The following is a 14,656-nucleotide window of genomic DNA, read 5'->3' on the forward strand; positions in this document are numbered from 1 at the left end:
CATGAACGCTCAACGTTTTGCTCGTATCCAGGAGATGCTGGCCATGCGCCAGCACGATCTCACCGTCTGCATGGAGCAGGTGCATAAGCCGCACAATGTCTCTGCGGTGATCCGCACCGCCGACGCCGTCGGCATCCACGAAGTGCACGCGGTATGGCCCAGCGTGCGTATGCGCACCATGGTGTCCGCGTCGGCGGGCAGTAACAGTTGGGTGAAGGTGAAAACCCATCGCCACATTGCTGATGCGGTGCGCCATCTGAAAGATCGCGGCATGCAAGTGCTGGCGACCCATCTGTCTGACAAAGCGGTCGATTTCCGCGAGATCGATTACACCAAACCGACCTGTATTTTGATGGGCCAGGAGAAAACCGGCATCACTGCTGAAGCGCTGGCGCTGGCCGACCGCGATATCATCATTCCGATGGTCGGTATGGTGCAGTCGCTGAATGTCTCCGTGGCCTCCGCGCTGATTCTGTATGAAGCCCAGCGCCAGCGGCAAAACGCCGGCATGTATCGCCGCCAGCACAGCCTGCTGGACGAGGATGAGCAGCAGCGCCTGCTGTTTGAGGGCGGGTATCCGGTGCTGGCGCGCGTAGCGAAGCAGAAAGGCCTGCCCTATCCGCACATCAACGCGCAGGGCGAAGTCGAAGCCGATGCCGCCTGGTGGTCCACCATGCAAGCGACGGGTAAAAAATGAAAGGCCGTCTGCTGGATGCCATTCCGCTCAGTACCCTGACCGGCGTCGGCGCCAGCCAGGCGGGTAAACTGGCGAAACTCGGCCTGTTTACTATTCAGGATCTGCTGCTGCACCTGCCGCTGCGCTACGAAGACCGCACCCAGCTGTACAAAATTAACGATCTGCTGCCCGGCATCTGGGCGACGGTGGAAGGTGAAGTGCTGCACAGCGAAATCACCTTTGGCCGCCGTCGCATGCTGGTATGCCAGATCACCGACGGCAGCGGCGTGCTGACGATGCGCTTCTTCAACTTCAACGCCGGCATGAAAAACAGCCTGGCACCGGGCCGTCGCGTTACCGCTTATGGCGAGATCAAACGCGGCCAGCGCGGCGCTGAAATCATTCATCCGGAGTATCGCGTCCAGGGCGAGTTGGGTGGCGTTGAGCTGCAGGAAACCCTGACGCCGGTCTATCCCACCACCGAAGGTATTCGCCAGGCCACGCTGCGCAATCTCACCGATCAGGCACTGACGCTGCTGGAGAGCTGCCCGATTGCCGAGCTGCTGCCGCCGGAATTGAGCGGCGGTTTGATCAGCCTGCCGGAGGCGCTGCGCACCCTGCACCGGCCGCCGCCGGACCTGCGCCTGAGCGAGCTGGAAACCGGCCGTCATCCGGCGCAGAAGCGTCTGATTCTCGAAGAGCTGCTGGCGCACAATCTCAGCATGCTGGCGGTACGCGCCGGCGCGCAGCGCCATCACGCCCTGCCCATGCCGGCACGCCACCAACTGGTGGATAAACTGCTGGCCGCGCTGCCATTCTCGCCCACCGCGGCGCAGCGGCGCGTGGTCGCAGAGATTGAGCGCGATCTGGCGCATGACTTCCCGATGATGCGCCTGGTACAGGGTGATGTCGGCTCCGGTAAAACGCTGGTGGCTGCGCTGGCGGCGCTGAATGTGATCGCCCACGGCAAGCAGGTAGCGCTGATGGCGCCGACCGAACTGCTGGCAGAACAGCACGCCAGTAATTTCCGCCAGTGGTTTGCGCCGCTTGGCGTAGAGGTTGGCTGGCTGGCCGGAAAGCAGAAAGGCAAAGCGCGCGAAGCGCAGCAGGAGGCGATTGCCAGCGGTCAGGTGGCGATGGTGGTGGGCACGCACGCGCTGTTCCAGGAACAGGTGAAGTTCAACGGCATGGCGCTAGTGATCATTGATGAGCAGCACCGTTTCGGCGTGCATCAGCGGCTGGCGCTGTGGGAAAAAGGCGAAGAGCAGGGTTTCCATCCGCATCAGCTGATCATGACCGCCACCCCGATTCCGCGCACCCTGGCGATGACGGCCTACGCCGATCTCGATACCTCAACCATTGACGAGCTGCCACCGGGCCGTACGCCGGTGACCACGGTGGCGATTCCCGATACCCGCCGCAGCGACATCATCACCCGGGTGCAGAGCGCCTGCCACGAGGGCCGTCAGGCCTATTGGGTGTGTACGCTGATCGATGAATCCGACGTGCTGGAAGCGCAGGCGGCGGAAGCCACCTGGCAGGAGCTGAAAGTGGCGCTGCCGGACCTGCAGGTCGGTCTGGTACACGGGCGTATGAAGCCGGCGGAGAAACAGGCGGTAATGGCGGCGTTCAAGGCCAACGAAATCCAGCTGCTGGTGGCTACCACAGTGATTGAGGTCGGCGTGGATGTGCCCAACGCCAGCCTGATGATCATCGAAAACCCGGAACGGCTTGGTCTGGCACAGCTGCATCAGCTGCGCGGACGCGTTGGCCGCGGTGCCGTCGCCTCACACTGCGTGCTGCTGTACAAAGCGCCGCTGAGTAAAACCGCGCAGAAACGCCTGCAGGTGCTACGCGACAGCAACGACGGTTTTGTCATCGCCCAGCACGATCTGGAGATTCGCGGTCCGGGTGAATTGCTCGGCACGCGCCAGACCGGCAACGCCGAGTTTAAAGTTGCCGATTTACTGCGCGATCAAAGCATGATTCCGGAAGTTCAGCGCGTGGCGCGCCATATCCACCAGCATTATCCCGAACAGGCTCAGGCGCTGATCGAGCGCTGGCTGCCGGAAACCGAGCGCTACAGCCACGCTTAATCCAGCTGCGGCTGTCGATCCACCGCCATAAAATCCCCGACGAAGCGCTGTAACAGGCGCGTTAACTCAGCGCGCTCTTCAGCTGGCCAGCCAGCGAACAGCTGCTGATAGATCTGGGTGCGCGCCGCGTCGATTTTGTCCGTCATCGCTTTTCCCGCCGCGGTGATCACCGCCTCATTGATCCGCTTGTCTCTGGCATTTTTCTGCCGCTGCGCCAGCCCCAGCTCTTCCAGCTTCGCCACCTGGCGGCTGACAGTGGTGTAATCGCGCCCGGCGCGATCGGCCAGCTCGACCACGCCGAGGGGACCAAAGCGGCCAATCTGGATCAGCAACGGAAACAGGGCGCGATCCAGCTGGATACCGGACTCTTTTATTAATAATTCATCGCGTTGCGGACGATTAAAGGTGCCGACGATCATCAGCAGCGCGTTGTGCAAATCATCGAAGCCGGCATTATTATGTGTATTTTGCACGCTTTTCATTGACGTCATCCCAGAGCAGGCCTAATGTGTGCATATTACACATATTATCCGATGAACTGAAGGTGAAACATGAAAGCAGCTATTGTCAGTGCCGCAGGTGAGAAACCGGTATGGGGCGATTTCCCGGCACCGCAGGCCGATGAACAGCATGTGGTGGTAACGGTGAAGGCCGCCGCCATCAGCCAGCTGGCGAAAGCGCGAGCTGCCGGCGCCCATTACAGCGCCGATAGCCACTATCCGTTTATCGCCGGTATTGATGGCACCGGCACGCTGAGCAACGGCGATCCGGTCTATTTTCTCGCCTTTAGCGCACCGTGGGGCAGTATGGCGCAGCAGACCCGGGTGCCGGCTGCGGCGGTGGTTGCGCTGCCGCCGACGCTTGATCCGCTGCTGGCTGCGGCAATCGCCAATCCCGGCATGTCCTCGTGGGCCGCACTGACGCGTCGCGCGCAGTTTCAGGCGGGTGAAACCGTGCTGATCAACGGTGCAACCGGCACCTCCGGCGGGCTGGCGGTGCGCATTGCGCGTCACCTCGGTGCCGGGAAAATCATCGCCACCGGCCGTAACCGCGCGGTGCTGGAGCAGCTGCGCACGCAGGGTGCGGATATCATCCTGACGCTGGATGAACTGCCCGGCGCGCTGCCAGCGCTGATGCAGCAGGGCATTGATGTGGTGCTGGATTATCTGTGGGGCCAGAGTGCGCTCGACATCATGCACGCGGCGGTGGCCGGCGGTGAGAAAACGGTGCGCTTCGTGCAGATTGGCTCGCTCAGCGGGCAGGAGATCGCGCTGCACAGTAAACTGCTGCGCTCATCCGGGCTGACGCTGATGGGCAGCGGACTGGGCAGCGTCTCTGACAGCGAACTGATCGCCTGCATTGGTGAGATGCTGAACGCCGCCGCTGAAAGTGACTTCTCCATCGCTTTTCAGCAGCGTCCGCTGAGTGAGGTAGAGCAGGCGTGGCAGCTGGATGACAGCCGCTGCCGCACGGTGTTTACGCTCTAGATCAATCGCAACTAAAAGGGGCATTGCAAACGATTGCTTTCACAACGCAACCGTTTAAAATCGCCCCTTTGTTGTTATTGAGAAGCCACCATGTCCGTCAATACTGCTGAATCCCGCCAGCCTGCCACTGCGCCAGGCGAGAGCAAAAGTGAACTGATTTACCGTCTTGAAGATCGTCCGCCGCTGCCGCAAACGCTGTTTGCCGCCTGCCAGCATCTGCTGGCGATGTTTGTGGCGGTGATTACCCCGGCACTGCTGATCTGCCAGGCGCTCGGCTTACCGGCGCAGGACACGCAGCACATCATCAGCATGTCGCTGTTTGCTTCGGGCGTGGCATCCATTCTGCAAATCAAAACCTGGGGACCGGTGGGTTCTGGCCTGCTGTCGATTCAGGGCACCAGCTTTAACTTTGTCACGCCGCTGATCATGGGCGGTATGGCGCTGAAAAACGGCGGTGCCGATGTGCCAACCATGATGGCGGCGCTGTTTGGTACCCTGATGGTGGCTTCCTGTACCGAGATGCTGCTGTCACGCGTGCTGCACCTCGCGCGCCGCATCATCACGCCGCTGGTGTCCGGCATTGTGGTGATGATTATCGGTCTGTCGCTGATTCAGGTCGGCCTGACCTCGATTGGCGGTGGCTTCGCCGCCATGAACGATCACAGCTTTGGGGCGCCGAAAAATCTGCTGCTGGCCGGTGCCGTGCTGGTGGTTATCATCCTGCTCAACCGCCAGCGCAACCCTTATCTGCGCGTCGCGTCGCTGGTGATCGCCATGGCGGTGGGTTATGCGCTGGCCTGGGCGCTGGATATGCTGCCCGCTACCTCTGCACCAACCAACCAGGCGCTGCTGGCCGTGCCATCGCCGCTCTATTACGGCCTGGGTTTTGACTGGAATCTGCTGATCCCGCTGATGCTGGTGTTTATGGTGACCTCGCTGGAAACCATCGGCGATATTACCGCCACCTCCGATGTCTCCGAACAGCCGGTCAGCGGTCCGCTGTATATGAAGCGTCTGAAAGGCGGCGTGCTGGCCAATGGTCTCAACTCGTTTGTGTCGGCGCTGTTCAACACCTTCCCTAACTCCTGCTTTGGTCAGAACAACGGGGTGATTCAGCTGACCGGCGTGGCCAGCCGCTACGTGGGCTTTGTGGTGGCGCTGATGCTGATCGTACTCGGCCTGTTCCCGGCGGTGAGCGGCTTTGTGCAGCATATTCCGGAACCGGTACTGGGCGGAGCCACCATCGTGATGTTTGGTACCATTGCCGCTTCTGGCGTGCGCATCGTGTCGCGCGAACCGCTCAATCGCCGCGCCATTATGATCATCGCGCTGTCGCTGGCGGTGGGCCTTGGCGTATCGCAGCAGCCGCTGATTCTGCAATTTGCCCCGGACTGGCTGAAAACCCTGCTGTCATCCGGCATCGCCGCCGGGGGTATCACCGCTATTGTGCTTAACCTCGTCTTTCCGCAGGAAAAGTAATGCTGCTGGCAGGCTACGGCCTGCCTGTTATTTATCCGCTTTTTCATCCAGGCTGTTGAGCTGTAACGGTAATTCAGGCATAACAACCACTCACCGGATAAATATCGGGATGGATGGATGCGATGAAATTTTTAGGCAAGTTTTTCCTTACCTTGTTACTGCTGATTCTGCTGGCGCTGGTGGTTCTCTATGTGCTGCTGCAAACCCAGTGGGGCGCAGGCTGGTTTAGCCGTTGGGTAAGCGATAAAACCGCCTGGCATTTGTCGCTGAGTAAGATTGAGCACAACTTCTCCTCGCCTTCCCACATCATCCTGGATGACTTCAGCTTCGGCCACGACGGCCAGCCGGCGGTACTGGTGGCGAAGCGCGTCGATCTCGGTCTGGCACTGGTGCAGTTCAGCGATCCGCTGCATTTCGACAGCATTGAAGTGCGCGACGGCGACATCAACCTCGCTAACCAGTCACCACAAACCACGCTGCCGATTCAGGCCAACCGGTTGCAGCTCAATAACGTACAGATCGAAAGCCCGCACAGCGCCCTGCCGCTGGCAGCGCAGCGGGTCAACGGCGGCATTGTGCCGTGGAAGCCCACGCCTGACGATATGCTGGGCAGCGATGCGCAGTTTCAGATGAGCGCAGGTGCCATGACGCTGGACGGCGTCGCCGGTAACAACGTGCTGCTGCAGGGCAATATCGCCAAACGCCGGCTGGTGCTGAGCAATATCGGCGCCGATCTGGCGCGCGGCTCAATGACCGGACGTGCCGAGCGCGACGCGCAGGGTAACTGGCAAATCAACCAGCTGCGTCTTAACGATATCCGCCTGCAAACCCAGCAGAGCCTGAGCGAGTTCCTCAGTCCGCTGCGCGACGTGCCTTCGGTGAGCATCAACCGGCTGGATATGACCGATGCGCGCCTGCAGGGGCCGGACTGGGCCGTGACCGATCTCGATCTGAGCCTGAAAAACATCACGCTGCGCGGCGATGACTGGCAGAGCGACGACGGTTCGCTGGCCATGAACGCTGGCAACTTTATTAACGGCAGCTTTGAACTCAACGATCCGATCGTCAACGCAGAATTCTCACCGCAGGGCATTCAGCTGACGCAGTTCAGCTCCCGCTGGGTCAACGGCGTGATTCGCGCCAGCGGCAGCTGGACGCGCAGCGATAAGCGCCTGACGCTTGACGATTTAGCCATTGCCGGCCTGGAATACACGCTGCCGCAAAACTGGCGCGATCGCTGGCAGCAGACGCTGCCGGGCTGGCTGGATAGCGTGCTGGTGAAGCGTGCGACCGCTAACCGTAACCTGGTGATTGATATCAATCCGGCCTTCCCGTTCCAGATGACCGCGCTCGACGGTAATGCAGAGAATCTGCTGCTGGCGCGCCAGCATCAATGGGGCATCTGGGCGGGCAAAGCCAGCTTTAACGCGGCGGAAGCCACCTTTAACCGCACCGATTTGCGCCATCCGTCGATTAGCCTGAACGCCAGCGATCGGCAGATTGAGGTCAGCGAGATGAGCGCCTTCAACGGTAGCGGATTACTGGAAGGCACGGCAACCGCAGGACAGGAAGCACAGCGTCCGTTTACACTGAACCTGAAAGGCCAGGCGGTACCGGCAAACGTGCTGCAAAACTGGGGCTGGCCTGCGCTGCCGCTGAGCGGCAGCAGTAATTTGCAGCTGCAGCTGAAGGGCTCGCTTAGCGCGGGCGCCCCGCTGCGTGCCAGCGCAGAAGGCAGTTTGTCGGTGACGACGGATACGCAGTCGGTGCAGCAGACGATGCGTGGCGGGCAGGTGCAGTGATGATTGCATGACCGATCGCGCTGAAAAGCGCGATGCGGGTCAGTTGCGCTTTTTTGGTCGCCATTAATGGCGACCCTACAAAATCAATGCACCGTTTTTCCAGGGTGCGCATTCATGCGCACCGGGGTGATCGGATTAATTTTGTGGCTGCGCGCTGCGTGGTTAATTAATACGCGCGCCTGAACCGCCCTCTTCCAGCGGTCCGTCGGGATCGGCGGGTAACACGATGTAGACACCTTCAAACACCGCGCCCAGCTCATCATCCCCAAACAGCTCCACCTCCATCTGTACGCGTGCTTTTCGTCCGCGCGCCAGCCGGTCGAGATCGCCGCTCAGCGAGCCGAGATCGGCGATGGCGCCGGGCCGTCCGCTGATCGGTTTGCTGTAGCGAATATGCGCATCGGCCAGAATGATGGTGCCGCCGAGATGGCGTTCGCGCAGCAGCAGCCAGATCAATCCCCAGCCGGTAAGCGTGGCGAGTGAAAACAGGCTGCCGGCAAACAGCGTGTGGTGCGGGTTCTGGTTGCCGGCTTCCGGCATGGTGGTAACAAACTTCTGCCCGGTATACTGCAGAATGCGCACGCCCATCTTTTCGCTCAGCGGGATGTGTTCGTACCACGCCTGCTGCAGCTGTCCACACCAGTCGGCGCGATGCAGAATATCATCCAGCGTCACCACCGGTTTAATCATCAGGAAGTGACGCACCGGCGTGGTTTGCGGTGCGGTAATTTCGCCCTGATTAACAAAGCCGAGCTTGGCAAAGAACTCCACCGCATCCTCGCGCGCGCTACAGGTGACGCGTTTGGCCCCTTCCTGGCGCGCCACCGACTCCAGCGTCATCGCCACCAGCGTACCCAGCCCTTTGCCCTGCACCGACGGGTGCACCGCCAGAAAGCGGATCGCCGCTTCATTTTCCGCATTGATATACAGCCGGCCTACCGCTACCGGTTTGCCGTGCTCATCCACCACCATCTGGTGATGCGCCAGCGCATCCCAGGCATCACGTTCTGAGCCCTGCGGCTGGCGCAGCGGCTTCCGTAACATTTCCCAGCGGAACTGGTAATACATATCCAGCTCTTCCGCCGTTTGCGGTACGCGAAGATGATACATAAAGTGATTCTCTCGTTCGGAGCTTGCGTGGCTGATCCCTTGCCGCTCGGCTAAAAATCTCACACCTGTAACCAGAAGGTCACCGGACCATCGTTAATCAGCGAAACCTGCATATTGGCGGCGAAGCGCCCGTTGGCGGTGGTGACGCCCAGCGCCCGGCAGCGATCGCTGAAGTCGTGATAGAGGCGCTCCGCTTCCGCCGGATGCGCGCCGCCAGAGAAAGAGGGACGCATGCCTTTTTGCGTGTCGGCCGCCAGGGTGAATTGCGAAACCACCAGCACGCTACCGCCTGTCTGCTGTACGCTGAGATTCATTTTGTCGTTCTCATCGCCAAAGATGCGGTAGCCCAGCACTTTCTCCGCCAGGCGCTGTGATTTCTGCTCATCATCGCCCTTTTCTACCCCCAGCAGCACCAGCAGACCGGCGCCAATTTCGCCCACCGTGGCGTTATCCACGCTGACGCTGGCGCGCGTCACACGCTGAATCAAAGCAATCATGTTTCCTCTCGTTCTTTATCGCGTTCCTGCTGTTTTAACTGGCGATAGTCATCCAGAGTGACGGTCACTTCCGCGCCTAACAACACAATACACCAGGTCCAGTAAACCCACAGAAACAGGATGGGGATCACCGCCAGCACGCCGTAAATTAACTGATACGAAGGAAACATCGTAACATAGAGCGCAAAGCCTTTTTTGCCCAGCTCGAACAGCAGACCCGCGACCACCGCACCTATCAACGCATCGCGTCCCGGCACGCGCCGCGTCGGCACAATGCTGTACAGCAGCCAGAAGGCGAGAATCGACAAAACCAGCGGGAAGATGCGCAGCGCCTGATCGATCAGGCTGGTGACGCCGGTCACGTTCACCCAGCGCAGCGACAGCAGATAGGAGCTGATGGCCAGACTGGCACCGGCCAGCAGCGGTCCCAGCGTCAGGATCATCCAGTAGACCGCAAAGGAGTAAACCATCGGGCGCGGCTTGTCGCTGCGCCAGATGGCGTTGAGCGCGCTGTCGACCGAGTGCATCAGCAGCAGCGCAGTGACTATCAGCCCGACCGCTCCCACTGCCGTCATTTTATTGACGTTGGCGACAAACTGATCGAGATAGCGCTGAATCACATCCCCGGCGGCCGGCATGAAGTTAGTGAAGATGAAGTTCTTCAGCTGCACGCTGATGTCGGAGAACACCGGGAAGGCGGCAAACAGCGCGAATACCACGGCAATCAGCGGCACCAGCGCCAGCAGTGACACGTAGGCGAGGTTACCGGCCTGCGTGGTCATGTTGTCTTCATCGATGCGGCGCCACAGCAGTTTGATCCACAGGAAAAACGCATGCGCCGAGTGGCGCAGATGAGTTCGCATGGTCACTCAGCGACGGCTCGCAAACCAGTCAGGCACGGTTTTCGCATCTTCGACCAGCACGCTCTCAATACCCAGCGCGCGCGCCGCATCAACATTGGCCTGGTTGTCATCAAAGAATACCGCCTGATCGGCGGTGAAGCCTTCATGCTCCAGTACGTAGTGCCAGATGCGCGCTTCTGGTTTGCGCATGCCGATATCCTGCGACATATAGATGTGGTCGGCAGCCTGCTGCACTTCCGGATACTGCGTTGGCCAGAACTCGAAATGCAGCTGGTTGGTGTTAGACAGAATCACCACGCGCTCGCCGCTGGCGCGCAGCTGGTTCATGATCGCCAGTGTTTCCGGACGCACGCCGACAAACACCGCCTGCCAGCCAGCGGTGAACTGCGGATAGCTCAGGGCAATATCGAGCTGGTCACACAGCCGCGCGGCAAACTCCGGGTCGCTGATTTCGCCCCGCTCGTGCTGCTCGAAAGTCTCGTCCATGCGAAAACGGCTCTGCAGCGTGGCAAGCGGCACGCGTCCCAGATCGCTCCAGACGCCGAGTACCCGATTGAAATCGATATCAACAATCACATTGCCTAAATCAAAGATGTACAGCATGACACCTCTCCTCTACGTTCCCTGGATCATTCACTCTAGCGGTAAAAGGCAAGCCTGAACAGGTACGCTTAGGGGAAATCCGCATTCCGCAAGCGGGGTCTGATTTCGTGCGGGTCGCGCTGCCTCAGACGGCAGGCAAAAAAAAGCCCCGCGGGTGCGGGGCTCATTATCAGACGATTTCGCTTACTCTTTGCTGCCGCGAGACGCGCGTTTGCGATCGTTCTCGGTCAGGTGGCGTTTACGAATACGTACTGACTGCGGCGTCACTTCTACCAGTTCGTCGTCATCGATGAACTCGATAGCCTGCTCCAGCGTCATTTTCTGCGGTGGTACCAGGGTGGTAGCTTCGTCAGTACCTGACGCACGCATGTTGGTCAGTTTCTTACCGGTCAGGCAGTTTACGGTCAGGTCGTTAGAACGGCTGTGAATACCGATGATCTGGCCTTCATACACTTCCGCACCGTGACCGAGGAACAGCTTACCGCGATCCTGCAGGCCGAACAGGGCGAAGGCAACCGCTTTACCCTGACCGTTGGAGATCAGCACGCCGTTCTGACGCTGGCCCACTTCGCCCGGACGCACGTCGTCGTAGTGGCTGAAGGTGGAGTACAGCAGACCGGTACCGGAAGTCATAGTCATGAATTCGTTACGGAAGCCGATCAGACCACGGCTTGGGATCACGTAGTCGAGACGTACGCGGCCTTTACCATCCGGATCCATGTTTTTCAGGTCGCCTTTACGCTCACCCATCGCCTGCATCACTGAACCCTGGTGGGTCTCTTCGATGTCGAGGGTAACGTTTTCGAATGGCTCCTGCTTGCGGCCTTCGAATTCACGGTAGATAACTTTCGGACGGGATACCGCCAGCTCGTAGCCTTCACGACGCATATTCTCGATCAGAACTGACAGGTGCAGCTCACCACGACCGGATACGCGGAATGCATCAGCATCTTCAGTTTCTTCTACGCGCAGCGCTACGTTGTGCACCAGCTCTTTGTTCAGACGCTCAAGGATCTGACGCGACGTCACAAACTTACCTTCTTTACCACAGAACGGTGAGGTGTTGACGTTGAAGAACATGGTTACGGTTGGCTCATCCACGCTCAGCGCTGGCAGCGCTTCCACATTCTGCGTGTCGCAGATGGTGTCGGAGATGTTCAGCTCGCCCAGACCGGTGATAGCGATGATGTCGCCCGCTTCAGCCAGATCGGATTCAATACGCTCCAGACCCAGATGGCCCAGCACTTTACCGACTTTCGCGTTACGGGTTTTCCCTTCGCTGTCGATCACAGTAACCTGCTGGTTTGGCTTCACTTTACCGCGCTTGATGCGGCCGATACCGATTACGCCGAGGTAGTTGTTGTAGTCCAGCTGCGAGATCTGCATCTGCAGTGGGGCTTCAACTTCAACCTGCGGTGGAGAAACGTGGTCGACGATTGCCTGATACAGCGGGGTCATGTCGTCAGCCATGTCGGTGTGATCCAGACCGGCGATACCATTCAGCGCAGACGCATAAATGATCGGGAAATCGAGCTGCTCGTCAGTCGCGTCGAGGTTAACGAACAGGTCAAATACCTGGTCAACAACCCAGTCCGGACGCGCGCCAGGACGGTCAACTTTGTTGATGACTACAATCGGCTTCAAACCGTGGGCAAAGGCTTTCTTGGTTACGAAGCGGGTTTGCGGCATAGGGCCATCCATCGCGTCTACAACCAGCAGCACCGAATCCACCATGGACATGACGCGCTCAACTTCACCACCGAAGTCGGCGTGTCCTGGGGTATCAACGATGTTGATACGGTAGTCGTTCCATTTGATGGCGGTGTTTTTCGCGAGGATGGTAATCCCACGCTCTTTCTCCAAATCGTTGGAGTCCATCACGCGCTCAGTCGCTTCGGTACGGGCATCAAAAGTACCGGACTGTTGCAGCAGTTTGTCAACCAGGGTGGTCTTTCCATGGTCAACGTGCGCGATGATGGCGATGTTACGCAAATTTTCGATCACAGCTTTGCCTCAGGCATTATAGAAATAACGCGGTATTGTACACGGATTAAGCGAAAGACTGAACATGATCACAGTTTTCGCCGAAAGATTCTCGCAGTGCGCGTTTTTAGCACCAATAACGGTGCATTAAGCTGCACTTTGATGGCGCTTTGCACCATTTAAGTGCTTACCCCTAAACTGACGGCACTATTTTGGTGCATTCCATCCACGCTGGTGCAGCCGTCGTCTCACCGCAGGGCGCATCACAGCGCCATTTTCACCATTGTAATAAAGTTGGCACAGAATTCGCTTTATATCTTTTAAGCGAAAACGACAGTTGCACAACGGTTGAAGAGCTTGCCGAGATCTTGGTCAGGGGTGGTCAGTAGTCGTGACACATTCCCGGCAACAGAAGTTCTCTCACCACGACGACAAAATGACCATTTCCAGGAGAGTTGAGTATGTCCGCTGAACACGTTCTCTCGATGATGAACGAGCACGAAGTTAAGTTTGTTGACCTGCGTTTTACCGATACCAAAGGTAAAGAACAGCACGTTACTATCCCTGCTCACCAGGTTAACGCTGACTTCTTCGAAGAAGGCAAAATGTTCGATGGCTCTTCCATCGGCGGCTGGAAAGGCATTAACGAATCAGACATGGTGCTGATGCCGGATGCAACAACTGCCGTAATGGATCCGTTCTTCGAAGATCCAACGCTCATCATCCGCTGTGACATTCTCGAGCCAGGCACGCTGCAGGGCTACGATCGCGACCCGCGCTCCATTGCCAAGCGCGCAGAAGAGTTCCTGCGTTCTTCCGGCATCGCCGACACCGTACTGTTCGGACCTGAGCCAGAGTTCTTCCTGTTTGACGACATCCGTTTCGGCTCTTCAACTTCCGGCTCACACGTGGCTATCGACGACATCGAAGCAGCCTGGAACACCGGTAAAGAGTACGAAGGCGGTAACAAAGGTCACCGTCCAGGTCTGAAAGGCGGCTACTTCCCGGTGCCACCGGTTGATTCATCACAGGACATCCGTTCTGCCATGTGTCTGACCATGGAGCAGATGGGTCTGGTGGTAGAAGCGCATCACCACGAAGTGGCTACAGCTGGTCAGAACGAAGTGGCTACCCGCTTCAACACCATGACCAAGAAAGCTGACGAAATTCAGATCTACAAATATGTCGTGCACAACGTCGCGCACGCCTACGGCAAAACGGCTACCTTTATGCCGAAGCCGATGTTTGGCGACAACGGTTCCGGTATGCACTGCCACATGTCACTGTCTAAAGGCGGCGTAAACCTGTTCTCTGGCGACAAATACGGCGGCCTGTCTGAAACTGCCCTGTTCTACATCGGCGGTATCATCAAGCACGCTAAAGCCATCAACGCCCTGGCAAACCCGACCACCAACTCATACAAGCGTCTGGTCCCAGGCTACGAAGCACCGGTAATGCTGGCTTACTCAGCGCGTAACCGTTCTGCCTCTATCCGTATCCCGGTGGTGGCCAGCCCGAAAGCACGTCGTATCGAAGCGCGCTTCCCGGATCCAGCGGCTAACCCATACCTGGCGTTCACCGCACTGCTGATGGCCGGCCTCGACGGCGTGATCAACAAGATCCACCCTGGCGATGCGATGGACAAAAACCTGTACGACCTGCCGCCGGAAGAAGAAGCTGAGATTCCAAAAGTGGCCGGTTCACTGGAAGAAGCGCTGAACGCACTGAACGAAGACCGCGAGTTCCTGACCCGTGGCGGCGTGTTCACCGACGACGCTATCGATGCTTACATCGAACTGCGTAAAGCTGACAACGACCGCGTACGCATGACGCCGCACCCGGTTGAGTTCGAACTGTACTACAGCGTTTAATCCTTAAAAGATTCGCGCAGATGCACCGTAGCCGCCAACGCCGCGACGGTGCTAATCCTGGCGCTGAAGATTTTTTGTTGCCGTGGAAACTTTAGCCCATCTCCGGATGGGCTTTTTTCACCGCGAATTCATCGTTCGACGGATAGATTTGCGTCCCCAAAGGCTATAATGCACTAATTTAGTGCAGAG

Annotated in this window: 12 protein-coding genes; 6 read left to right on the forward strand and 6 right to left on the reverse strand. The window is 58.6% G+C overall.

The window, feature by feature from the left end:
* Position 1 precedes the first annotated feature (1 nt).
* Positions 2–697 (forward strand): tRNA (guanosine(18)-2'-O)-methyltransferase TrmH, encoded by a 696-nt coding sequence (trmH, locus tag H7K56_RS19580; protein WP_031279638.1) that lies wholly within the window; start codon positions 2–4, stop codon positions 695–697.
* Complete coding sequence (gene recG / locus H7K56_RS19585) at positions 694–2,772, forward strand: ATP-dependent DNA helicase RecG (RefSeq protein WP_150361012.1); 2,079 nt, start codon at positions 694–696, stop codon at positions 2,770–2,772. The genes trmH and recG overlap by 4 nt, the downstream gene beginning before the upstream one ends.
* Here the strand turns inward: recG and H7K56_RS19590 are convergent.
* The gene (locus tag H7K56_RS19590; RefSeq protein WP_058780488.1) at positions 2,769–3,254 is read right to left on the reverse strand and encodes a MarR family winged helix-turn-helix transcriptional regulator; all 486 of its coding nucleotides are present in this window, start codon (positions 3,252–3,254) and stop codon (positions 2,769–2,771) included. The genes recG and H7K56_RS19590 overlap by 4 nt on opposite strands.
* 69 nt (positions 3,255–3,323) lie before the next feature.
* Between H7K56_RS19590 and H7K56_RS19595 the strand changes: the two genes are divergently transcribed.
* The 3 genes from H7K56_RS19595 (at position 3,324) to H7K56_RS19605 (ending at position 7,540) form a co-directional block, all read left to right on the forward strand.
* Entirely contained in the window at positions 3,324–4,259 is a 936-nt protein-coding gene (locus H7K56_RS19595; protein ID WP_150361013.1) for a quinone oxidoreductase family protein, read from the forward strand.
* A gap of 90 nt (positions 4,260–4,349) precedes the next feature.
* Positions 4,350–5,738: a nucleobase:cation symporter-2 family protein gene (locus tag H7K56_RS19600; protein WP_021507110.1), complete on the forward strand. Its 1,389-nt coding sequence runs from the start codon at positions 4,350–4,352 to the stop codon at positions 5,736–5,738.
* A 122-nt stretch (positions 5,739–5,860) separates the two neighbouring features.
* Positions 5,861–7,540 carry an AsmA family protein gene (locus H7K56_RS19605; protein WP_150361014.1) on the forward strand — a complete coding sequence of 560 codons (1,680 nt, stop codon included), beginning with the start codon at positions 5,861–5,863 and terminating at the stop codon, positions 7,538–7,540.
* Between the two features lie 162 nt (positions 7,541–7,702).
* On the opposite strand, the gene fabY is transcribed toward H7K56_RS19605, so the two are convergent.
* The 5 genes from fabY to typA all read right to left on the reverse strand — a co-directional run bounded on the left by fabY (position 7,703) and on the right by typA (position 12,617).
* Positions 7,703–8,650, reverse strand: a complete 948-nt coding sequence (gene fabY / locus H7K56_RS19610) for a fatty acid biosynthesis protein FabY (protein ID WP_021507112.1) — start codon at positions 8,648–8,650, stop codon at positions 7,703–7,705.
* A gap of 59 nt (positions 8,651–8,709) precedes the next feature.
* Positions 8,710–9,147 carry a D-aminoacyl-tRNA deacylase gene (gene dtd / locus H7K56_RS19615; protein ID WP_021507113.1) on the reverse strand — a complete coding sequence of 146 codons (438 nt, stop codon included), beginning with the start codon at positions 9,145–9,147 and terminating at the stop codon, positions 8,710–8,712.
* The gene (locus H7K56_RS19620) at positions 9,144–10,010 is read right to left on the reverse strand and encodes a virulence factor BrkB family protein (RefSeq protein WP_021507114.1); all 867 of its coding nucleotides are present in this window, start codon (positions 10,008–10,010) and stop codon (positions 9,144–9,146) included. Before H7K56_RS19620 ends, dtd begins: the two co-directional genes overlap by 4 nt.
* A gap of 6 nt (positions 10,011–10,016) precedes the next feature.
* Entirely contained in the window at positions 10,017–10,613 is a 597-nt protein-coding gene (yihX, locus tag H7K56_RS19625) for a glucose-1-phosphatase (RefSeq protein WP_021507115.1), read from the reverse strand.
* Between the two features lie 183 nt (positions 10,614–10,796).
* Positions 10,797–12,617 carry a ribosome-dependent GTPase TypA gene (gene typA / locus H7K56_RS19630; RefSeq protein WP_058771001.1) on the reverse strand — a complete coding sequence of 607 codons (1,821 nt, stop codon included), beginning with the start codon at positions 12,615–12,617 and terminating at the stop codon, positions 10,797–10,799.
* 440 nt (positions 12,618–13,057) lie between these two features.
* Here typA and glnA point away from each other — a divergent pair, with 440 nt between their 5' ends.
* Positions 13,058–14,467, forward strand: a complete 1,410-nt coding sequence (glnA, locus tag H7K56_RS19635) for a glutamate--ammonia ligase (RefSeq protein ID WP_031279641.1) — start codon at positions 13,058–13,060, stop codon at positions 14,465–14,467.
* Positions 14,468–14,656 lie beyond the last annotated feature (189 nt).

The organism is Pantoea dispersa (assembly GCF_014155765.1).
Classification (GTDB): Bacteria; Pseudomonadota; Gammaproteobacteria; order Enterobacterales; family Enterobacteriaceae; genus Pantoea; species Pantoea dispersa.

Coding starts and splice junctions, on each gene's coding strand:
- trmH (WP_031279638.1), top strand. CDS start 2: ATGAACGCTCAACGTTTTGCTCGTATCCAGGAGATGCTGGCCATGCGC.
- recG (WP_150361012.1), top strand. CDS start 694: ATGAAAGGCCGTCTGCTGGATGCCATTCCGCTCAGTACCCTGACCGGC.
- H7K56_RS19590 (WP_058780488.1), bottom strand. CDS start 3,254: ATGAAAAGCGTGCAAAATACACATAATAATGCCGGCTTCGATGATTTG.
- H7K56_RS19595 (WP_150361013.1), top strand. CDS start 3,324: ATGAAAGCAGCTATTGTCAGTGCCGCAGGTGAGAAACCGGTATGGGGC.
- H7K56_RS19600 (WP_021507110.1), top strand. CDS start 4,350: ATGTCCGTCAATACTGCTGAATCCCGCCAGCCTGCCACTGCGCCAGGC.
- H7K56_RS19605 (WP_150361014.1), top strand. CDS start 5,861: ATGAAATTTTTAGGCAAGTTTTTCCTTACCTTGTTACTGCTGATTCTG.
- fabY (WP_021507112.1), bottom strand. CDS start 8,650: ATGTATCATCTTCGCGTACCGCAAACGGCGGAAGAGCTGGATATGTAT.
- dtd (WP_021507113.1), bottom strand. CDS start 9,147: ATGATTGCTTTGATTCAGCGTGTGACGCGCGCCAGCGTCAGCGTGGAT.
- H7K56_RS19620 (WP_021507114.1), bottom strand. CDS start 10,010: ATGCGAACTCATCTGCGCCACTCGGCGCATGCGTTTTTCCTGTGGATC.
- yihX (WP_021507115.1), bottom strand. CDS start 10,613: ATGCTGTACATCTTTGATTTAGGCAATGTGATTGTTGATATCGATTTC.
- glnA (WP_031279641.1), top strand. CDS start 13,058: ATGTCCGCTGAACACGTTCTCTCGATGATGAACGAGCACGAAGTTAAG.